The sequence below is a fragment of the Gemmatimonadaceae bacterium genome (assembly GCA_019752115.1).
In the GTDB taxonomy this organism is placed as follows: Bacteria; Gemmatimonadota; Gemmatimonadetes; order Gemmatimonadales; family Gemmatimonadaceae; genus Gemmatimonas.
In genome coordinates this window covers 90,984-111,979 of the sequence record JAIEMN010000011.1, presented here as the reverse complement: position 1 = coordinate 111,979, position 20,996 = coordinate 90,984, and the positions used below count along the sequence as shown (strand labels likewise).

15 protein-coding genes are annotated in these 20,996 nt (G+C 67.2%); 7 read left to right on the top strand and 8 right to left on the bottom strand.

Translation table 11 applies throughout. The features are described 5' to 3' along the window. Positions 1-933 carry an N-acetylmuramoyl-L-alanine amidase gene (locus tag K2R93_05920; GenBank protein MBY0489360.1) on the top strand — a complete coding sequence of 311 codons (933 nt, stop codon included), beginning with the start codon at positions 1-3 and terminating at the stop codon, positions 931-933. Positions 934-1,117: 184 nt separating this feature from the next. On the opposite strand, the gene K2R93_05915 is transcribed toward K2R93_05920, so the two are convergent. Then, complete coding sequence (locus K2R93_05915; GenBank protein ID MBY0489359.1) at positions 1,118-1,561, bottom strand: hypothetical protein; 444 nt, start codon at positions 1,559-1,561, stop codon at positions 1,118-1,120. Continuing rightward, positions 1,558-2,022 (bottom strand): hypothetical protein, encoded by a 465-nt coding sequence (locus tag K2R93_05910; protein ID MBY0489358.1) that lies wholly within the window; start codon positions 2,020-2,022, stop codon positions 1,558-1,560. The genes K2R93_05915 and K2R93_05910 overlap by 4 nt, the downstream gene beginning before the upstream one ends. Positions 2,023-2,167: 145 nt before the next feature. Here K2R93_05910 and K2R93_05905 point away from each other — a divergent pair, with 145 nt between their 5' ends. Then, positions 2,168-3,391, top strand: a complete 1,224-nt coding sequence (locus K2R93_05905) for a histidinol-phosphate aminotransferase family protein (GenBank protein ID MBY0489357.1) — start codon at positions 2,168-2,170, stop codon at positions 3,389-3,391. Between the two features lie 4 nt (positions 3,392-3,395). Further along, complete coding sequence (locus tag K2R93_05900; GenBank protein ID MBY0489356.1) at positions 3,396-4,142, top strand: DUF4159 domain-containing protein; 747 nt, start codon at positions 3,396-3,398, stop codon at positions 4,140-4,142. Positions 4,143-4,261: 119 nt separating this feature from the next. On the opposite strand, the gene K2R93_05895 is transcribed toward K2R93_05900, so the two are convergent. Genes K2R93_05895 through K2R93_05885 form a run of 3 tightly spaced genes read right to left on the bottom strand, consistent with a single transcriptional unit; the run spans position 4,262 to position 7,561 of the window. Further along, the gene (locus K2R93_05895; protein ID MBY0489355.1) at positions 4,262-6,454 is read right to left on the bottom strand and encodes an alpha/beta fold hydrolase; all 2,193 of its coding nucleotides are present in this window, start codon (positions 6,452-6,454) and stop codon (positions 4,262-4,264) included. A 2-nt stretch (positions 6,455-6,456) separates the two neighbouring features. Next, positions 6,457-6,996 (bottom strand): DinB family protein, encoded by a 540-nt coding sequence (locus K2R93_05890; protein ID MBY0489354.1) that lies wholly within the window; start codon positions 6,994-6,996, stop codon positions 6,457-6,459. Then, on the bottom strand, positions 6,989-7,561 hold the full coding sequence (locus K2R93_05885) for a dihydrofolate reductase family protein (GenBank protein ID MBY0489353.1): 573 nt from the start codon (positions 7,559-7,561) through the stop codon (positions 6,989-6,991). Before K2R93_05885 ends, K2R93_05890 begins: the two co-directional genes overlap by 8 nt. A gap of 127 nt (positions 7,562-7,688) precedes the next feature. On the opposite strand from K2R93_05885, the gene K2R93_05880 reads away from it, so the two are divergent. The 4 genes from K2R93_05880 to K2R93_05865 all read left to right on the top strand — a co-directional run bounded on the left by K2R93_05880 (position 7,689) and on the right by K2R93_05865 (position 13,690). Then, the gene (locus tag K2R93_05880) at positions 7,689-10,118 is read left to right on the top strand and encodes a hypothetical protein (protein ID MBY0489352.1); all 2,430 of its coding nucleotides are present in this window, start codon (positions 7,689-7,691) and stop codon (positions 10,116-10,118) included. Between the two features lie 38 nt (positions 10,119-10,156). Beyond that, positions 10,157-11,401: an ROK family transcriptional regulator gene (locus tag K2R93_05875; protein MBY0489351.1), complete on the top strand. Its 1,245-nt coding sequence runs from the start codon at positions 10,157-10,159 to the stop codon at positions 11,399-11,401. A gap of 112 nt (positions 11,402-11,513) precedes the next feature. Then, positions 11,514-12,245 (top strand): glycoside hydrolase family 16 protein, encoded by a 732-nt coding sequence (locus K2R93_05870; GenBank protein ID MBY0489350.1) that lies wholly within the window; start codon positions 11,514-11,516, stop codon positions 12,243-12,245. After that, positions 12,242-13,690 carry an MFS transporter gene (locus K2R93_05865; protein MBY0489349.1) on the top strand — a complete coding sequence of 483 codons (1,449 nt, stop codon included), beginning with the start codon at positions 12,242-12,244 and terminating at the stop codon, positions 13,688-13,690. Before K2R93_05870 ends, K2R93_05865 begins: the two co-directional genes overlap by 4 nt. Before the next feature lie 22 nt (positions 13,691-13,712). Here the strand turns inward: K2R93_05865 and K2R93_05860 are convergent, their stop codons facing one another. From K2R93_05860 to K2R93_05850, 3 genes are read right to left on the bottom strand one after another with little or no spacing between them, the layout of a single operon-like run. Further along, a complete protein-coding gene (locus K2R93_05860) occupies positions 13,713-15,536 on the bottom strand; it encodes a glycoside hydrolase family 3 protein (GenBank protein ID MBY0489348.1) in 1,824 nt (607 codons plus the stop codon). Positions 15,537-15,547: 11 nt separating this feature from the next. Next, complete coding sequence (locus tag K2R93_05855; protein MBY0489347.1) at positions 15,548-17,722, bottom strand: glycoside hydrolase family 3 C-terminal domain-containing protein; 2,175 nt, start codon at positions 17,720-17,722, stop codon at positions 15,548-15,550. After that, positions 17,723-20,917: a hypothetical protein gene (locus K2R93_05850; GenBank protein MBY0489346.1), complete on the bottom strand. Its 3,195-nt coding sequence runs from the start codon at positions 20,915-20,917 to the stop codon at positions 17,723-17,725. Between the last annotated feature and the right edge of the window lie 79 nt (positions 20,918-20,996).

Below are 20,996 nucleotides of genomic sequence, written 5' to 3'. Positions count from 1 at the left end.
ATGCCGATCTCCAGTCGTTTCCTGCGCGGCAGCGGCGCCCTACTCGTGGCGGCCGTGCTCTTCACGGCCCCGGCTCACGCGCAGCCCGGTGTCATCCCGCACCGCGTGTGGCAAGCCAAGCCGCCCCTGGGCGTCTCCGCCGACGCCGCGCGCCGCAACAAGAAGGCAGGCGATTCGCTGAGCTTCCACGACATCACCGTCACCGTGCTCGCCACCATGGTGGACTCGAGCGGCGCCAAACCCGTGGACGTGGCGCGCGTGCGCCTCGCCGTGCCCGGTACGAACGCCGTGCGCGAAGTGCGCGAAGGGGCGGCGTTCAACTGGCAGGGCTACCACATCGCCGTGGTGGCGGTGTACGGCCCGGGCGAACTGGGCGCGGGGCTGGTGGCGCTGGAGATCGCGACGGTGGCGTCGCTGCCGCCAGCCATCGCCACTAGCGACAGCGCGGGCGGCGCCGCGATGCGCCTCCGCATTCCGCACCAGATCACGCACGTCACGTTGCACCACACCGGCGACACCAAGCCGCTCACCCGCGCCGACGACCCGGCGCAGCGCCTGCGCAATCTGCAGGAATGGGGCGCCCGCGACCGCAACTGGTGGGATGTGCCCTATCACTTCCTGCTCGATCTCGACGGCCGCGCGTTCGAGGGGCGCGATTACCACTTCATGGGCGAGACGAATACGACGTACGACCCCAGTGGCCACTTCCTGATCAGCATGATCGGCAACTACGACGTGCAGGAGCCGAGCCCGCAGCAGCTCGATGCGATCGCGGATCTGATGGCGTGGGCGCTCAAGCAGTACAACCTGCCCATCGACCGCATCGGCGGGCACTTCATGTACGCCGACACCGGCTGCCCCGGCAAATACCTGCGGCCGTACATCGGGAACGGAACGCTCAAGCGGATGGTGGCTGAGCGTCTGGCCAGGTAGTTGATCGGGATTCCGACTGCTGAGCCCGATCGGGATTCGGAATTCTGTTTCGCCTTCTGGCGTCTTCGGCTGGCCTCGGGATTCTGAATTCGGAGCCGAGGTCAGAATCCAGAGGCCAGTGCGCGATGGCAGACGGCGAGACCGAATTCCGAATCCCGATCGGGCGCAGAAGTCGGAAGCCCGATCAATACACGCGCACCCCTCGCACCATCCCCAGCATGCTGTGCGCCTTGCAGTCCTTCTCGAGCGTGCACGCCAACACGTAGTCGCGCCCCGCCTCGAGCGTGACCTGCAACTCCGCCGTGACCGTCTCGCCCACCGCCGTGTAGAGCAAGCCTTCGCCCGGATCGTAGAGCCCGTCGATATCACCACCGGCGATTTCCACGCGCAGGACGGAGTCGAGCGAAACACCCCGCTTCACGCGGGCAATGGCGACCTCGTGCGGCACGGTGCCATCGCTGCGAAACGCAAAGCGGGTGGGGCCGGGCGGCAGCGAATCCGGCGCCTCAAAGGCGAAGTCGTGCCCGACGATCTGCACGACCGGAACGGCCACCGGGTGCTCCGCGGGCGCCACGGTGCAGGCACTCCAGACAACGACCGCCGCTCCGAGATACCGCAATCGCGTCATTGGACCGTCACCAGTTTGAACATGCCGAGCGTGTTGTGCTTGGGAGCGCCGGCCGAATCGGCGAACTGACAGACGATCGCCCAGTGCTCGCCCTCCGCGAACTGCAGCCGCAACGACACGACCTCGTTCCGCTGCCCGGCCTCGGCGAACAGCACCGCACTGCCCGACGAACGCAGGGCATTGGTGCGCGCGCCCTTCGTCAGGGAGTCCGCGACCTCGCGGAGCGAGAGCCCGTCCTTGAGGCGTACGAACACCATCTCGTGGCGATGCTTCCCGCGGTTTTCGAACGTGACGACCGCCGGCCCCGCCGGCACCGTGTCCGGTGCTGTGAAGGCGTAGTCGAAGCCTTCAATGTGCAGCGCCGTCGGAGGCGCGGGCGGCGCCGCCGGCCGGGCGCAGCCGAGTACGGACGACGAGAGCGCACAAACAGCGAGCACAAGCGTGCGGGGGGCTGAGACCATGCGCCAACATGGCGGCCGGCTCATCCTCACGCCACTCGGACCGCCGGTCCGACTCGGCCATTCCATCCATCGACCAGCAGCGGGCTCCGAGAAACCGTATGTTTTCGTCGGATTCCCGCGCTTACCCTCTGCCCCGAGGCCCCGCATGACGCCGTCCCCGCTCTCCCGTCGCCAGTGGCTCAAGTCGTCCGGCATGGTCGCCGGCAGCGCGATCGCCGCTGGATCGCTCACGCCCGCCCTCGCGCAGGCACTCGACACCGATGCGCCGCATGTCGTGGACGGTATGACCACCGCCGCCGGCTTTGCCGCGCATGAGCGCATGATCGAAGCGATGCGCCGCGCCGATGGCCCCATTCGCCTCGCGTCGAACGAGAACCCGTACGGCATGGCGCCGAGCGCGCGCAAGGCGATCGAGGACGGCTGGAAGCAGCACTCGTGGTACAACGCGCCGGCGCTGCCCAATCTCAAGAAGATCTACGCCGCGTCGGTGGGCGTCCCCGAAGATCACATCATGATCGTGGCCGGCTCGAGCGAGCTGCTCAGCATCGTGAACCTCGCCTACGGCATGAAGGGCGAGATCCTGACCGCGTGGCCCACCTATGAAGGGCTGCCGCGCTACGCCGAGTCGCTCGGGCTCAAGGTGCACAAGGTGCCGCTCGCGGCCGACCTCACGCACGATCTCGACACGATGGACAAGCGGCTCACGCAGGCCATCGACCTCGTGTTCGTCTGCAACCCGAACAACCCCACGGCGAACCTCACCGAGAACAAGAAGCTCCGCAGCTTCGTCTCGAACGCGTCGCGCCGCGCCATGGTGCTCGTCGATGAGGCGTATCACGACTTCGTGACCGACCCGAGCTACAGCTCGTGCATCGACATGGTGAAGGCGGGCGAGAATGTCATCATCTCGCGCACCGGCTCCAAGATCCATGGCCTCGCCGGTCTGCGCACGGCGTTTGTCATTGCGCGCCCCGACATCATCGCGCGCATGCAGCCGCTCAGCACGAGCGCGCCCGGCGTGTTCGGTGCCCTCGGCGCCGCGGCCAGTGTGCAGGACACCGCCTTCCAGGCGATGGTCAAGCAGCGCAATACTGAAGGCCGCGAGATCATGAAGGCCGCCATCGCCAAGATGGGGCGCAAGATGACGGACTCGCAGACGAACTTTGTGTTCTTCCATACCGGCCTGCCGGTGGAACAGGTGCAGAAGGCGATGCTTGCGAAGGGCTTCCAGATCGGCCGCGCCTTCCCGCCGTACACCGACTGGGCCCGCATCTCGATCGGCACCCCCGATGAAATGCGCGCCGTGGCCGCGGCGCTCCCCGAGATCATCGGTGGCGCGCCCAAGTCCCTCGGCTCGTCAGGCCTCTAGTGCCATGACGCGGCGCACGCGGCGGTGGCGGTTCGCCCTGATGGCCCTCGTGGCCATCGCGGCCGCCGCCCCGTTCGCGTGGTCGCAGCGGCGACAATATCTCGAGCCCAATGTGCCGTACGATGGGAAGTTCACCTTCGTACGGCTTCGTTATACCCAGGGCTATCGGATGGCGTGGATCAATGACTATCCCGCGATGGAGCGGAATTTCATGACGATCCTCAAGGACCTCGCCAGCGTCAGGGTGCACGACAAGGGCAGCAATGTGCACACGCTCGACGATCCGCAGCTCGGCCAGTACCCCGTCGCCCACCTGACTGAGCCCGGCTACTGGTATCCCACCGACGAGGAAGCGCTCGCGCTCCGCAAGTGGATCCAGAAGGGCGGCTTCCTCTGGGTCGATGACTTCTACTTCGACCGCCAGTATCAGGTCTTCGAAGCCGCGATCAAGAAAGTGCTGCCCGACGCGCGCATCGAGCGCCTCGACATCTCGCACCCGATCTTCAACACCTTCTTCAGAATCAAGACGCTGGACGGTATGACGCACCCCGCCACGCGCGAGGCGAAAGCCGTGTACCTCGGCATCTACGAGAACAACGACCCCACACAGCGGCTGCAGGTCGTCGTGTCATACAACAACGACATCGGCGACTATATGGAGTGGTCGGGTGAGGGGTGGTATCCGGTGAATATGTCGAATGATGCGTATAAGTTCGCGACGAACTTCATTGTGTATGGGCTGACGCACTGACGGCTGAGACATCAGACTTGAGTAACCCCCGAGAGTTCAGGGGGAAGAATTTCAGGGGGGAGAGCTCAGGACTGCACGCGGTCCTGAGCTCTCCCCCTGACGTTCTCCCCCCTGAGCTCTCAGGGGTTCCGCCGTTTCACCAACGAGTCTGTCTCCGCCAACCGAAACCTCGTCGACACGATATACGGCAACTCCCCCGCCTTCCAATACCCATACGTCGTCCCCACCACCGTCCCATCCTTCAGTTGCTCGAGCCCCGGATAACTCGAGTCCCATCCGTCCGTATTGTCGCCGAGCCGCAGCCGATACTGCCCCGGGGTGCCGTTCACGAGATCGGCCCACTGCCCCACCCACGCGACCCAGTCGCCCTTCGTGGGCGAATCGGCGGCCATGTCGCGGAACGTCACCACCAGGCGTCCATCCTTCGCCACCTGCACCGTGTGGCGATCGCCGGTGAGTTCGCGCGCGAGCGGCTTGGGCACACTCCACGTCGCCCCCTCATCGGTCGTGAACATCACGTGCGATTCCTGGCGGCGTCGGTTTTCGCGCAGCAGCAGCGCGACGGTCTTGCCATCGGGGGAGCGGACGGCGCCCGGTTCACACAGGTGAATGGCATCCCCCTGCCAGATGGCACGTGGCGTGTCCCAGGTGCGCCCGCCGTCGCGTGAGCGCACCTGAAAGAGTGTGAACGTGCCCGTGGCCTTGCCGGCGTTCGCGAAGAAGCGGCCGTCGTCGTGAAAGAACGCGAGCAGGCTCTTGTCCTGCATGACCATCACGCTCCCCATCACCACGATCCCGCCCCAGTTGCCGATGGGGGCCAGCGGCGACCACGTCTTCCCGTTGTCGTCGCTCGAGGCGATTCGCGCCGGGTAGAGGCCACTGAACAGAATGAGCCGCGTGCCACCCTTCACCGGATCAGGGACCCGATGAATCGTCGGCACTTCCTTGCTCGTGGCCCAGTTCTCCGGCACCGGGAGGCGATCGCTCCACGTGCGCCCGGCATCGGTGCTGCGCTTCATCACGATCGCGCCCTGCCCGTGCCCCTTCGGGTACACCGCCAGCATCGTCTTCCCGTCGCCGAGAAGCGTCGTGGTCACATGACCGAGGTACTGCCCGGGTTCGCGATCCACCACCACGAGGCGGGAGGAATCACGCGACAGATCGAGCTGTGGCACGCGAAAGGGCACCGTCGGCGGCGCGAATTCCACGCGCCCGCCGGCCAGCGGCAGCACATGGTTCACCAGATGCATCAGGAAGACACCCGGCTGCTCCAGAAACGGCACATGCGCCGAGCGCTCGAGCGTGAGGAACTGTTTCTTGGGCGCCTGCAGCTGCTCGACGTACGCCTTGGCCGGTTCATATGGTGTGTGCAGGTCATGCCGCCCCTGCAGGATCACCACCGGCACGTCGAGCGTCGTGGGCAGCGTGAGCGGCGCCGCGTCCTTTCCCACCAGCGAGCGCGTGGTCCACTGCGTGGCCTGCATCTGCACGTCGAGATCCGCCTGCGTGTACTCGGGCGCAAACTCCGGCAGCGAAAAGAGCAGATCGAACGTCGGCTTGCCGTACCAGCCGCCGTTGAACGCCCGCGCCCATTTCCGCGTCACCAGCACGTCCTGAAGGGGCGCGCCAGGGCGTGGATAGGGCGCGATCGCCTTGAGTTCGCGCAGCGCCTGCGTATCGCCGCGCTGCGTCGCCAGCTCGAGCAGCTTGGGATAGAGCCACGCGTCTCCGCTGCCGCTCGTCTGCCCGGTGCCCACGTACACCGAAATCCACTCGGGATGCCGCGCCGCGACCTGCATGGCGAGCATCGTGCCGTACGAGTACCCCATCAGCACGATCTTGTCCTTGCCGAGCCGCTTCCGCACCCACTGCACCATCAGCTCGGCGTCGCGGACCAACCGCTCGCCGCTCATCGTCGCCGCGAGGGAGTCACGATTGGCCGTGCGCGCGTTCTTCCCCACCCCGCGCTGATCCCACTGCACCACCGTGAAGAAGTCCTCCCACGGCGCCTGATAGGCCCAGGATATCGGCATATTCGGCGTGCCCGGCCCGCCATGCACGAACAACAGCACGGGGTTGGCCTTGTTCTGCCCGCGGATCGAGACCCATTGCGTCGTGCCGTCGATCGACACCGGCTCGAGCGACTCGATCCCTTCCGGCGCATGGATCGTGCGCAGCTCGGCGAGCCGCGCCGTGATGTAGTCGTGCCCGGGGACGCGCACGGGCTTGGCGCTCTGGGATCGCGCCACAGCCGGCATCACGGTAAGCACCAACCCCGCGAGCCAGCCGTACGAACTCCGTCGTCCGCGCATCGTTACTCCCGGTCGCGCAACACGTTCAGATACGCACGCCACGGTCCGACGTCGTGGCGGTAGACCTTGGCCATCGTGCGCGCGATCTGCGTGAGGTGATCGAGGTCGTGCACGACCCAGGTCGCCAACAGCTGGCGGAGCGTGACGGCCCCCAGGGCGGGGTGCAGCCCCGGCCGATCGAGATCGGCGTCGGTCAGCGCGAGCCCCTGCAGCGTCTGCAGGCTCTCCCGGCGCAGCGCGGCAAAGGTCGCGAGGCGTAGATGCAGCGATTCATCGGTCGCATCCACGAACTGCGCCGTGCGATCGAACGGCGGAAATGCCTTGGGATTCGCCGACAGGATGTGCCGAACCCGGGGCAGCCAATCGGTGCGCTCACCGTGCACCAGATGCCCGAGTACGTCGAACGGCGACCAGGTCCCGTCGCCTTCGGTTGCACTGGTGAAGGTGGCCGGCAGGCCGCTCAGAAGCGCCGAGAGCGACGTCGGCGTGCGTTCCAGCAGGGCCACCGCATCGGCCAGCGAAAAGCGGGTTGCGTCAGACATCGGCACTCGGCGCCGTCGGGCGTTCGATGGTGTAGTGGAGCTCCACAAAGGCGGTCCCGACGGCCTTGGCGGAGCGCAGCTGGAGCGCTGGCGGCTGAATGCGGCGCGGCAGCAGCGGCTGCCCACTCCCCAACGTGGCCGAGCCGATCTGAATGAACAGGTCGTGCAACAGCCCCGCATCGTGGAACTGGCCGGCCAGATCGCCACCGCCGCAGACCCAGATATGCTTGCCGTTCGCCGCCCGCATCATGTCGGCATGCACCGGGCGCACATCCCCCTGCACGAAGCGGAGGTTCGCGCCGGGCACCATCTCCAGCGACCGGGTGGTGAAGACCCAGGTCGGCATCGGGTACGCCCACGGCTGGGGTGGGTCGGCATGGATGGCGTGCCGCAGCAGCCATTCGTAGGTGCTCGACCCCATCGCGATCGCCCCGATGTCCTTGATGAAGGTCGGGTAGGAGGTGTCCTCGGGATCCCCCAGGGCAAAAAGCCAGTCCAGGCTATGGGTCGCGTCGGCGATGAAACCGTCGAGGCTGGCGGCGGTGAAATACTGGGTGCGCGTCATCCAAAGATTTTCCTTGACAGGCCGCACTTTCGCCACCAAGCTTTGTTCGACCATCGAACAAGGCGGCCTCCAATCCCTCCCCGAGTCCGCCCCGTAGAAGCCCCGTTCCCCCCTGGAGCGCTTCCCCATGCCCGTCCGTGGCCTGACTTCCCGCCGCGCCATCGCCGTCCTTCTTGCCGGCGCTGTCGGCATTTCTGCTGGCTGTAGCCGAGACACGACCGGTCTCGAGCCGGCCCCATTCCCCTCGGCCGGCACGGTCTTCACCGACGCCTTCGCGCAGGGGGTCGATTTCCAGGCCTTCTCCGGGTCCAAGGTCGACGCCCTCGCTCCCGACGCCAACGTCAAGCGCGTCGGCAGCACCGCCCTCAAGGTGACCATCCCGGGACCCGGGAACGCCACCGGTGGCTATGCCGGCGGCGCCTTCGTGGCCAGTGTGGCGCGCGACCTGAGCGGCTACGACGCCCTCACCTTCTGGGTGCGCGCCAGCCGCACCGCCAAGCTCGACGTGGCCGGCATCGGCAACGACAACACCGGCACCTCGCGCTTCACCGCGCAGCGCACCCAGATCCCCGTCACCACCGAGTGGACGCAGATCACCATCCCGATTCCGGTGGCCGCCAAGCTCACCCAGGAAAAGGGGATGTTCTACTTCGCCGAGGGGCCGGAAGACGGCGCTGGCTACGATCTCTGGCTCGATGACATCAAGTTCGAAAAGCTGGGGACGCTGACGCCGACGCCCTCGATCGGCACCAAGTCGCTCAATCAGGAGGTCGGCGCCACGGTGACGGTCACCGGCACCACGGCGACGTACTCGATCGGCGGCACCACGGCCACGTATGACGTGGCCCCGGCGTACTTCACCTTCGCCTCGTCAAACGCGGCGGTGGCCACGGTGAGCGCCGCGGGCGTGATCACGGTCGTGGGCACCGGCACCGCAAACATCACCGCGACGCTCGGCGCCACGCCAGCGACCGGCACGATCACCCTGCGCGCGGTGGCCGCCCCGACCGCCGCCGCCGCGACGCCCACCCGCGTGGCCGCCGACGTGATCTCGCTCTTCAGCAACGCGTACACGAATGTGGCCGTGGGCACCTGGTCCGCCGATTGGGATCAGGCCGATGTGGCCGACACCAAGATCGCCGGCAACGATGTGAAGAAGTACAGCAACATGGTGTTCGCCGGCATCGAGTTCACCAATCCGCGGGTGAATGCGACGAGCATGACGCACCTGCATCTCGACGCGTACGTCTACGACGTCGCCAACTTCCGCGTGAAGCTCGTGGACTTTGGGGCCAACGGGGCGTTCGGCGGCGGCGATGACTCGGAGCATGAGCTGGTGATCCCGTCGGCGTCGCTGACGGCCGGCGCCTGGAACAGCCTCGATCTGCCGCTGTCGAGCTTCACCGGCCTCGCGGCGCGCGCCAATCTCGCGCAGATGATTCTGGTGGCGTCGAGCCCGACCGTGTACCTCGACAACGTCTACTTCTACAAGGTGCCGGCGCCGCCGACGCCGACCGCGCCGACCACTGCGGCGCCGACGCCCACCGCGGCGGCCGCCAACGTCGTGTCGCTCTTCAGTGACGCGTATACGAACAAGACCGTGGATACCTGGTCAGCGGACTGGGACCAGGCCGATGTGAGCGATGTGCCGATCGCCGGGAATGCCACGAAGCGGTACGCGAATCTGGTCTTCGCCGGTATCGAATTCACCAGCAAGCCCGTGGATGCGTCGGCCATGACGCGCTTCCACATGGACATCTGGACGCCCGACTCCACCGTGGCGCCGGCCAACTTCAAGATCAAGCTGGTGGACTTCGGCCCGAACAACGCGTTCGCCGGCGGCGACGATACGGAGCACGAAATCACGGTGACCCGCGCCACCACGCCGGGCTTCACCACCGGCAGCTGGATTGCGATCGATGTGCCGATGAGCGACTTCACCGGCCTCACGCGGCGCGCGAACCTGGCGCAGCTGATCATCTCCGGCTCGCTCAAGACGGTCTTCGTCGACAACGTCTACTTCTACAACACGGCCGCGGCCACGGCGCCGACGACGGCCGCGCCCGCCCCGACGTTCGCGGCGGCCAACGTCATCTCCCTCTTCAGCAACGCCTACACCAACGTCACCGTGAACACCTGGTCGGCGGATTGGGATCAGGCGGACCTGGCCGACCTCAAGATCGGCACGGATGACGTGAAGAAGTACTCGAACCTCGTGTTCGCCGGCATCGAGTTCACGGCGCCCCAGATCAATGCCACGAACATGACCCATCTCATGTTCGACCTCTGGACGCCGGAGACGGTGACGGGCAAGAACTTCCGGGTCAAGCTGGTGGACTTTGGCCCGAACGGGGCCTTCGCCGGCGGCGACGACACGGAACACGAGATCACGCTCACGGCGACCACGACGCCGGCGCTTGGCACCGGCACCTGGGTGCGCTTGGACCTCCCGCTTTCCAGCTTCACGGGGCTCACCCGTCGCGCGAACCTCGCGCAGCTGATTATTTCGGGAGATCTCAAGACCGTGTTCGTGGACAATGTGCTGCTGCATCGGTGAGGCTTCCACCGGTCGGCTGCACGCCGCCGGAGTGAGTGATGCCGTCATCGATGCCCCGCTGTCAGGTGGGGGCGCGTCAGCCCGACGCCACGCGCCCCCGCGATCTCGCGACCGCGATGCTGCGGTTGATCTGGGAGGAGCGCCGCATCTCGCGCGCCGACATCGCGCGGCGCCTCGAGGTGTCGCGCTCGACCGTGTCGGAGATCGTCGACCAGCTGCTCCCGGTCGGGCTGGTACGCGAAGCGGGCGTGGGCGCCTCGAGCGGGGGTCGGCGCCCCATCGTGCTGGAGTTCTGCGATGACGCGTACACGCTGCTCGGGGTCGACATCGGCGCGTCGCACGTCTCGGTCGTGCTCACCGATCTGCGTGGGCAGGTGCTCGCATGGGAACACCGTGAGCATCCGGTGCACGACGATCCGGATGGCACGCGCGCACTCGTCGTGGCGCTCTGCGATGCCTGCCGGGAACAGGTCGACCTCACCCGATCGCCGCTGGCCGGGATCGGCGTGGCCCTCCCCACGCCCGTCGATCCCAAGCATCCGGAGCGCGTCTCCCGCCTCGCCATGTCGCGCTGGCAGGAACGCCACGGGCTCGAAGCGCTCGTGGAACGCTACGGGGTGCCCGTCTTCCTCGACAACGACGCCAACCTGGGCGCCCTCGCCGAGCATTGGTGGGGCGCCGCGCGCGGCCGGCAGACGTTCACCTTCATCAAGGTCGGCACGGGTATCGGCGCCGGGCACTTCATCGACGGCCACATCTTCCGTGGCGCGAGCGGGGTGGCCGGCGAAATCGGTCATGTCTCCATCGATGTGCACGGCAAGCCCTGTGTGTGCGGGAATCGCGGATGCCTGACCACGTACGTCGGCGCCAAGGAGCTGGTGCAGCGGGCCCACGAGCTCGCGCCGGAGACCCCGGGGCACAAGCTCGAGCTCGGCACACTCTCGATCATCGAGCTCGAGAAGGCCGCACTCGTTGGCGATCCGCTCGCGCGGAAGGTGATCGAAGAAGCCGCCCAGCACCTCGGTACGGTGATCGCCGGCATGCTCAACCTCATGAATCCCGAAGCGGTGATTCTCTGGGGCCGCCTCGCCCGACTGCGCGAGCAGGTGCTCGTCCCCATTCGCGAGGCGGTCATGCGCCGCACCTTCGTGAGCGCCGTCGCCTCGTCGGAGATTCACGCCAGTGCCCTGGGCGATCGTGGTATCGCCATTGGCGCGGCGACGCTGGTGCTCGACGCTGTTCTGCACGACCCCACCTTGTTGCCGGCGACGCACTCCCCGTAGGTCGTCCCTCCCTCTCCTCCCGCCCGGTCCCGCCATGCTGACGCGTCGCTCTGCTCTGTTGTGTGCCACTCTGGTCGCGTTGGCGGGATGCTCCGCATCCGAAGGCTCGACCGTGCCCGATGGCTATCGCCTCGCCTGGTCCGACGAGTTCGATGGCGCCGCCGGTGCGCGTGCGAATGCGGCCACCTGGACCTACCAGCAGGGCACCGACTGGGGCAATCAGCAGCTCGAGTACGACACCGATCGCACCGAGAATGCAGCCCTCGATGGCAACGGCAACCTGGTCATCACCGCCAAGCGGGAAAGCTTCCGCGGGAGCAATTACACGTCGGCGCGCCTCAACTCCACGGGCAAGCGCAGCGTGAAGTACGGGCGCATCGAAGCGCGCATGAAGCTCCCGCGCGGCCGTGGCCTCTGGCCGGCGTTCTGGCTGCTGGGCAGCAGCTGCGCGACGGTGGGTTGGCCGTTGTGCGGCGAGATCGACATCATGGAGTACAAGGGGCAGGAGCCGAGCACGGTGTACGGGACGGCACACGGGCCCGGCTACTTCGCTGGCGGGGCGCTCTCCGGCAAGAAGACGCTCACCGCCGCGCGCCTCGACAACAGCTTCCACACCTATGCCGTGGAGTGGACGGCGACGCGCATCGACTGGTTCATCGACGGCGAGCGCTATTGGACCGTGCAGAAGGGCGCCACACCCGGGCCGTGGGTCTTTGATGCGCCCTTCGACATCATCCTGAACGTCGCGGTGGGCGGCAACTTCGTGGGCTCGCCGGATAACATCACGACCTTCCCGCAGTCGATGACGGTGGACTACGTGCGCGTCTACGAGGCGATTCCGTGAGCACCACGCGCGCCGAAGATCGCATCCCCTTCGTGGGGAAGGTGGCGTACGGGCTTGGCGCGTTCGTGAACAACCTGCTGGCGGCCGCGGTCGGCGGCATGATGATCATCCTCAATCTCGGGTTGGGGATGAATCCGGCGATGGTCGGGCTGCTGGGGGCCTTGCCGCGGGCGGCCGATGCCATCATGGACCCGCTGATGGGGTACGTGTCCGACACCACCCGCTCCCGCTGGGGGCGACGTCGGCCGTACATCTTTGCCGGCGCACTGCTGTCGGGGATCACGTTCATCGTGCTCTGGATGCTGCCGGCCGGGCGGAGCGAGTCGTTCTACTTCTGGTATTTCCTCGCGCTGTCCATCGTCTTCTACTTCGCGTACACCGTCTTCGCCGCCCCGTGGGTCGCGCTGGGGTACGAACTCACTCCCGACTACCACGAGCGCACGCGCCTGATGGGCGTGCAGAACTTCATCGGCCAGATCGCCTACCTCGTCTCGCCATGGTTCCTGTGGATCATGACGAACAAGACGTGGTTTCCCGATGCGATGTCGGGCGCGCGTGGCCTCGCGATCGGGGTGGGGGTGCTGGCGATGATCATGGGCATCATCCCGGCCATCATGCTGCGCGAGCGGTTCACCGAAGCGCACGTGCCGGCGCCGTCACCCGACGGGGCCTCGACCGGGCTGATGGCCAAGACCATGGCCTTCCTGCGCGGCTGCCGTTCCACGCTGCGCTCCCGCAACTTCCTGCGCCTCTGCTTTGCGACGTTCCTGGTGTTCAACGGGTTCATCATGATCTCGTCGTTCCAGTCGTACGTGATCATCTACTACGTGTTCGGCGGAAACCAGGAGCTGGGCGCCAAGTACGCGGGCTATGCGGGGACGCTGGGCACGATCTCCACGTTTGCGGTCATCACGATCGTCACCTCCATCGCGACCAAGGCCGGCAAGCGGGCAGCGTTCTTCACCTCCACCGGGCTGTCCATGGTGGGGTACGCGCTCAAGTGGTTCAGCTACAGCCCGACCCACCCGTGGCTCGTGCTGCTGCCGGCACCGCTCATGGCCTTCGGGCTGGGTGGCCTCTTCACCGTGATGGGGTCGATGATCGCCGATGTGTGCGACAGCGACGAACTCGAGACCCAGCAGCGCCGCGAAGGGATGTTCGGGTCGATCTACTGGTGGGTGGTGAAGGTCGGCATGGCGGCAGCGCTGGCGGGCGGCGGCTACCTGCTGAACGCGACCGGCTTCGACGTCGCGCTCGCCGGTGCGCAGAGTTCGCACACCATCACGCTGCTCCGTCTCTTCGATGCCGGCGTGCCGTTCCTCACCTCGGCCCTCGCGATCTGGATCATGCTCGGCTACGACGTCACCGAGGCCAAGGCCGGCGCCGTGCGCGCATCGCTCGAGGAGCGCAAAACGGCCGCGGGGAGTATCCCCGCGGCCGTCTGATCGCGAACGGACCGCTCGCGCCTTAGCGCGAGCGGTAGGAGAGGCCGTCGCCGCGCACGAAGCGCGGCGCGGCCGTCGCGAACGCCTCACCCGCCACACTCGGCCAGGTAAAGGAGAGGCGCCCGGTGAAGTCGTGCGCCCCGAAGAGCACGTCCGCCACGCCGGCGCCTTCGGAGCCGGGTAGCCACGCGGCGACGAACGCCGTGGACGCATCAAGCTCCTGGTTCACCACCAGCGGCCGCCCCGCCACGAACACGGTCACGACCGGCAGTCCGCGCGCCCGCAGCCGCTCGATGAGCGCCAGATCTTCGGGGTGCAGAGACGCCAGTTCGAGCGTCGCCCCGTACGGGTTCAGCGTGTGCGGCTTGACCTCCCGCTGCGAGCCGCGCTGCACACGCCCGCCCGACCGCAGGTCGCCCATGCCTTCGGCATACGGACGCTCGCCGATCACCACGATCGCCGCGTCGAACATCGCCGTGTCGGCCGCCGCGCCATCGGGAGAGAGCACCGCGTGTGGCGCGACCTCACGAATCCCCTCCCAGATGCTCGTGCCACCCACGATCGACTCGTTGTCGGTGACCCCCTGCCACGCCACCGTGAAGCCGCCGCACTGGTGCCCGCGGTTGTGCGCGCTCTTGCCCGCCACGAGCAGACGCGCGCTCGGCGCGAAGGGGAGCACCGCGCGATCATTCTTCAGCAGCACGAGCGACTTGCGCACCGCCTCGCGCGCCACGTTACGATGCGCCACGCTCCCGAACGTCGGCGACGCCGACATGGGTCGCTCCGACGGCCGCGGCCGCTCGAACAGCCCACTCCGCCACTTGACCGAGAGGATACGCCGCACCGCATCGTCGATGCGCGCCATGGGGATCTCGCCGCGCGTGACCGCGTCGCGCAGATGCGCGAGACACGCCTTCCACTCCACCGAGACCATCAGCATGTCGATGCCGGCATTCACCGCCATGGTGATTGCCGAACCGTAGTCCTCGTGCAGATAGTCCACGCCGTCCCAGTCGGAGACCACGAGGCCGTCAAAGCCCAGCCGTCCCTTCAGGACGTCCGTGAGGAGATAGCGATGCCCATGGCACTTGTCGCCGTTCCAGCTGTTGAAGCTCGCCATGACGGTGTACACGCCGGCGGCGATGGCCGGCGGGTACGGCGCCATGTGCACGCGCTCGAGCTCGGCCTCGGTACAGGCGGTGTCTCCCTGATCATTGCCGGCGGTGGTCCCGCCGTCACCGATCCAGTGCTTCGCGCACGCCAGCACCCCGCTGTCGCCGGCCTCGCCCTGCACGCCACGCACATACGGCCCGGCATACTGGGCGACGAGCGCCGGATCGTCGGAGAAGCTTTCGTAGGTGCGCCCCCAGTGCGGATTGCCCGCCACGGCGAGCGTGGGCGCAAACGTCCAGTCCACACCGGTCGCGAGGACCTCCTGCGCCATGATGCGCGCGGTACGCTCCACGAGCTCGGCATCGTGCGCGCAGCCCAGGCCGATGTTGTGCGGAAAGACCGTCGCGCCGAGCACGTTGGCGTGACCGTGAATGGCGTCCACGGCATAGAGCAGCGGAATCGGCACCCGGTCCGGTCCTTCGCTCATCGAGGCGGCCCAGTACGCGTCATTCATGGCGACCCAGTCCGCCAGCTGATTGGTGCCCGGGGCGGAGCCACCGCCACTCAACACGGCACCGATGTGCGCGTCGCGCACCTCGTCCGGCGTGATCGCCATGCGTTCGGGCATCATCATCTGCCCGAGCTTCTGCTCGACGGTGAGCTGCGCGAGCAGGGCCTCGACGGGGGCGGGCACCGTGAGGCGCGTCGAATCGGTGGTCAGTGTGGTCGACATGAGCAGTTCCGTCAGTCCACGAGGGTGAAGGACGCGTGGAGTTCAGCGGTGGCGTCGCCACCGACCCAGAGGTGAAACACCCCGGCTTCCGCGGTACGGCGGTGGTGCCGGTTGGAAAAGGCAAGGTCCGACTCGGTGAGCGTGAACGTCACCGTCTGCCGCGCGCCGGGCGCGAGTGCCACGCGTGCAAACCGACGCAGCTCACGCACCGGTCGCGTCAGCGACGCCACCGGATCATTCAGGTACAGCTGCACCACCTCGGTGCCCGCGCGATCTCCCGTGTTGAGGAGATCGACCGCCACGGTGAGCGATTCGCCACGGCGAAGCGTGTGATGCGACACCCGCAGCTGCTCATACGCAAAGCGGGTGTAGGAGAGGCCGTAGCCGAAGGGAAAGAGTGGCGTCGGATGCACGTCGAGGTGAAACGAGGTGTTCCCCACCGACAGCTGCGGCACACGTCCGGTGATAGTGGACTCGTGCACGATCGTCTCCGGCGTGGCAGGCTTGCCGGTGCGCTTGTGCGCGTAGTAGAGCGGCACTTGTCCGGTGACGCGCGGGAGCGAGACGGGCAGTCGCCCACTCGGCGACGCGTCGCCGCAGAGGACGTCCACAATGGCCGCGCCCCCCATGACGCCCGGATGCCAGGCATACAGCACAGCCGCCACGCCATCAAGCGCACCCTCGAGCGCGAGCGCCCGCCCCGCCATGATGACCACCACGACCGGCGTGCCGGTGGCCACGACGTCCGCGATGAGCGCCCGCTGGTCGCCCGGGAGCGACACGTCGGCACGACAGTGCGCCTCACCCGACAGAATGGCGTCTTCCCCGAGCACCAGTACCGCGACATCGGCCGCGGCCGCGGCGGCGACCGCCGCCGCATGCCCCTCGCGATCGCGCGCGCGGGGATGGGTGTGGCCGCGCTCGTAGCGCAGTGTCACCGCGTCCCCCAGCCGTGCGGCCAGCGCCTCACGTACCGTGACCGCGTGATCGGTGCGCCCATCAAAGATCCACGTCCCCAGCTGTTCCCACGGATCATCGGCGAGCGCGCCGACCAGCGCCACCGAGCGCAGCGAGGTCAGATCCAGCGGCAGCAGCGCGTGCGCATTGCGCAGCAGCACCAGACTGTCGCGCGCCACGTCGCGCGCCGCTGCCAGCGTGGCCGGCGCCCCCGAGGGCGGCACCGCCGCGGGATCCACAAGGGGCCGATCGAAGAGCCCCAGCCGCACCTTCACGCGCAGGATATGGCGGACCATGGCATCGATCGTCGCGTCATCCACGAGCCCCTCGGCGAGCAGCGCGGGCAGGTGGTGCGCGTAGGTCCGGCTCGCCATCTCCATGTCCACGCCGGCCTGTGCGGCCGCGAGCGCCGCCTCGCGATCGTCGGCCGTCAGCCCATGCGTGGTGAGCTGGGGCACTGCATCCCAGTCGCTGACCACCAGTCCGTCGAAGCCGAGATCATCGCGCAAAATGTCGCGCAGCAGGGTCGCGTTCGCCGTCGCCGGAATGCCGTCGACATCGGAGAACGACGTCATCACCGTCAGCACGCCGGCATCGACCGCCGCCCGAAACGGCGGCAGATGCACATTGCGGAGCTCATGCGGCGGGATGTTGGTGCTGTTGTAGTCCTTCCCCGCCTCGCTCGCGCCGTAGCCCATGAAGTGCTTCGCACAGGCGGCGAGCGCATCAGGGCGCGTGGGATCGTCCGTCTGAAAACCGCGTACGGCGGCAGCGCCCATCTCGCCAATCAGGTATGGATCCTCCCCGTACCCCTCGGCGACGCGCCCCCAGCGCGCATCACGCCCGACATCGAGCATGGGCGCGAAGGTCCAGTTGATCCCCACCGCCGTCGCTTCCTCGGCGGCGAGCCGCGCCGCCTGCTCCACGGCCTGCGGGTTCCAGGTCGCGGCCTGCCCGAGCGGAATCGGGAAGACCGTATGAAACCCGTGAATCACATCGCGCCCGATCAGCAGCGGAATGCCGAGCCGCGATTCATGGCGTGCGATCCACTGCAGACTGCGAATCGTGGCCGGATCCACCTCATTGATGATCGACCCGACCGCCCCTCGCCGCACCGCGTCGGCCAGATGATCGGCCACGTGGCCGTTCGTGCCCTGGACCTGTTGCAGCTGGCCGAGCTTCTCCTCTCGCGTCATGCGCGAGAGGAGATCGGCGACGAAGGCCTCCACTTACCAGTTCACCGAGAGGTAGGTGCGGATCTCCCACTCGCTGCCCCGCATGCCGGGTACGGTCGGATCGCACGTCAGGATGCCGGTCCGGTCGGCCGGGACCCGCTCGGGGCAGAAGCGCGGCGAGAAGCGATCAAGCGCACGCCACGATCCGCGGACACCCACCCGCGTCTCCGGCACATCGAACCACTGCGGCGTGCCGAGCACGTACGACACATCGGCCATGTACTGCTTCGGGAACGTGAGGTTGAAGTCGCGATGGTAGTCGAACGGGCCCCAGTCGTTGAACTTGGCAAACGCCTGGATCTTGAGCTGATGCGTCACGGCGCGCACGTCGAGCCCGGTGCGATGCAGCAGACGCGTGTCGTTGCCGTTCGGCTCAGCGGTACCCGTGTAGACGTTGGCCACGAGGCGCAGATCGCGGGCCACCTTCGAGACGATACGCGAGCGTACTTCGTAGAGGCTGCGCGCCGGCGTCGCCCCCGGGAACGCGAAGGTGGTGCGCCCGTTGGCGAGAATACCGATCGCGGCGTCCATCGTCGTGGGGAACTTGCGATAGACGTAGCCGAGGTTGAACGCGAGCTTCGCGTCTTCGCGGGCGTCGTTGTCCCACTGGTACATCCACGTGCCCGGCGTCGGATCGTAGGTCAGCAGCATTTCCGCGCCCTGCGTCTCGCGGTTGGCGCGTACCACGAATGGATCCTCGAGGATGTTGCGCGGCCGCGCCGGCGCCGGCGCGCCTGCACCCACCGGGCCCACGATGGGCTTCTGATAGAGCACGTTCGGCGCGAACTGCCACGACCCGAAGGTCGCGGTGAAGCCGGTGATCACGTTCCACTGGTTGTTGAGCCCCGTGTCCTTGAGGCTCCACCCGGTGAAGGTCTGCACCGACGTCGGTCCACCGTCGGCGACGAGCCCCATCACGGCGCCCTGCCCGTACCAGTTCACGCGACCGCGGGTGTACGTCAGCTTGCCCTTGGCGCCGAACGCATCGCTGTCCTTGATCCGATCCTGAAGCACCCGCGCCGTGCTTCCCACGCCATCGAGAATCTGGAAGGGCACGCCCACACGCGTCGACCCGGCCCAGATGGCGCCCGCTTCCACACCAACGCCCTTGATCGTATCCGCCAGCGCCAGCGTGGCGCGACGCGTCTTGGGGATGGGAATCGCGAAGGAGCTGTTGGTGGCATCCGTCGTGAGCTGCGCGAGGTCTTCCTGATAGAGACCCGTGACGTTCACACCACCCACCGACCGGTGATACTTGGCGAGTGCCGTGGGGTTGGCACCCCACCACAGCTCGGGTCCGATGGCGAACTTGAGGCCGGCCAGCTGCTTCTTGCCGGTGAACTCCATGCCGCTGGGCGCCCGACCGTTGTAGATGTCGATGTTGCGCCCGTAGTTCGCTTCGCGATACAGGCCGAAGAAGTCGCCTTCGTAGCCCCAGTGGTAGTGGCCGCTGCGATAGAACGCGTCGAGACGGAAGAGCTGGTCATCCCACGACACGTTCGCCCGATACACGGCCACGCGCTCGTTGTCGCCCACCCGCAGCGTCGATCCATCGAGCTGCGGGACGAACCGCGTACGCCCGCGATTCTCGTAGAAGATCTCGTCGATCGGATTCGTGGGCACGTTCCCGAGCACGTTCAGCGTCACATTCGCCTTGAACGTCTCGGTGGGGCGCGCCTCGATCGTGCCGTAGTACGAGTCGAGATGATCGAAGCCCTTGAACGCCGGATAGCTGTTGCTGCCGGCCACCGCGCGCGCCGGCGTGCTGATCTTGCTGCCACCGGTGCTGATCGTCTGCAGATCCATGCGCAAGCCACTGACGCGCAGCGTCTGCATCTCGGCGCCCATCGCGGCGCGATCGCCGCGCGCCTTGAGCGCCAGCGCCGCCGGTTCGATGGCGGCGAAGTGTGTCGCGATGCGACTACCGGTCACACCGCTCGCGTACGGATCGAGCTGATAGGCCTGCTGCAGGCCGTAGTACGCCGCGCGCGGATAGATCTCATAGAAGCCCTTGCTGTCGGTGGGCCCCTTGGCGGCAATGCCCCACCACTCCTCGTTCATGTTGTTCTGACCGGCGACGTAGTCGTCGGCATAGGCCGCGTTGCTCCACGAGGCGTTCACATCATGCTCGTCGAGTCGCGATTCCTGCCCGAACTTCCACCACCCGTCGGTCCACTGGAAGGTGAAGCCGCCGATCGCGTTGCCCTCACGCCCCTGGCCGGCAACGTGCTCGTAGATCTCCCGCCACTGGCTGAGCACGTACTTCGCCTGCGACACCTGATCCTCGCGCATCGTGCGCGCGTTCCACGCATCGGCGCCGAACTCCGTGAACATCACCGGCAGGCCAGCCACCTGCTTCACGCGCGTGAACAGATCGCCGAACGACGCGCCGCGATACACGTTGGTGCCGAACACGTCCACACCCTTCGCCTCGGCGGCGAAGATCTCGAGGTATTGCAGATCACCGTTCGCAAACGCGACCGGACGCGTGGCATCGTGCTGCTTGAGCGCCCGCGCCGCCTCGCCGACCAGCGAGTAGAGGTAGCGTGCCTTGGCGGCATCGCGCTCACCGACCGGGAGATTCTCCGTCGCGGCCGACTTCCACGTCAGCCCATAGTTGTTCTCGTTGCCCAGAAGCCACATGAGCACGCCGGGCGTTCCGCGGAACTGATCCACCAGCGCGGTGATCTCGCCCACGAGCGCGGCGCGCACCTTGGGATCGGCGTAGTTCGTCTGCGCCGTGTACACCCCATTGATGGTGGTGCCGTAGCGGCCCAGCGGATGGTTGAGCACCGTGAAGATGCCCCACCGTTCATAGATGTAGCGCACCCACTTGGGCGGGATGCCGTTGTACTGGCGAATGGCATTGACGCCCATTGCCTTGAGCAGCGCCATCTCGCGGTCGAGCGCCGCTTGGATGGTGGCATCCGGCTGCGTCCACAGGCTGTAGGCGTAGTTGGTGCCGACCGGGAAATAGTCCCAGTTGACCCCCTTCACGAGGAAGTCGCGGCCGTCGACCTGCAGACGACTGCCGCGGTCATCGGAGACCACGGCGATGCGGGGACCGGCTTCGGCCTGCGCGTGCAGCGCGTGCGCTGACGGCAGGAGGAGAGTCAGCGCGGCCATGCCGCCCTGCAACCGGCGCAGCAGACGGGGAGCGGTGGATGAACGGGCCAGCGGGCGACGCATGGGCACTCCTCCGCAGGAGGGAGCTACGGGGCGGAAGGCGGGGACCGAGGGTGGGATCGAACTTTGTTCGATTGTCCAA

Coding starts and splice junctions, on each gene's coding strand:
- K2R93_05880 (MBY0489352.1), top strand. CDS start 7,689: ATGCCCGTCCGTGGCCTGACTTCCCGCCGCGCCATCGCCGTCCTTCTT.
- K2R93_05910 (MBY0489358.1), bottom strand. CDS start 2,022: ATGGTCTCAGCCCCCCGCACGCTTGTGCTCGCTGTTTGTGCGCTCTCG.
- K2R93_05860 (MBY0489348.1), bottom strand. CDS start 15,536: ATGTCGACCACACTGACCACCGATTCGACGCGCCTCACGGTGCCCGCC.
- K2R93_05885 (MBY0489353.1), bottom strand. CDS start 7,561: ATGACGCGCACCCAGTATTTCACCGCCGCCAGCCTCGACGGTTTCATC.
- K2R93_05895 (MBY0489355.1), bottom strand. CDS start 6,454: ATGCGCGGACGACGGAGTTCGTACGGCTGGCTCGCGGGGTTGGTGCTT.
- K2R93_05915 (MBY0489359.1), bottom strand. CDS start 1,561: ATGACGCGATTGCGGTATCTCGGAGCGGCGGTCGTTGTCTGGAGTGCC.
- K2R93_05920 (MBY0489360.1), top strand. CDS start 1: ATGCCGATCTCCAGTCGTTTCCTGCGCGGCAGCGGCGCCCTACTCGTG.
- K2R93_05850 (MBY0489346.1), bottom strand. CDS start 20,917: ATGCGTCGCCCGCTGGCCCGTTCATCCACCGCTCCCCGTCTGCTGCGC.
- K2R93_05905 (MBY0489357.1), top strand. CDS start 2,168: ATGACGCCGTCCCCGCTCTCCCGTCGCCAGTGGCTCAAGTCGTCCGGC.
- K2R93_05900 (MBY0489356.1), top strand. CDS start 3,396: ATGACGCGGCGCACGCGGCGGTGGCGGTTCGCCCTGATGGCCCTCGTG.
- K2R93_05875 (MBY0489351.1), top strand. CDS start 10,157: ATGCCGTCATCGATGCCCCGCTGTCAGGTGGGGGCGCGTCAGCCCGAC.
- K2R93_05890 (MBY0489354.1), bottom strand. CDS start 6,996: ATGTCTGACGCAACCCGCTTTTCGCTGGCCGATGCGGTGGCCCTGCTG.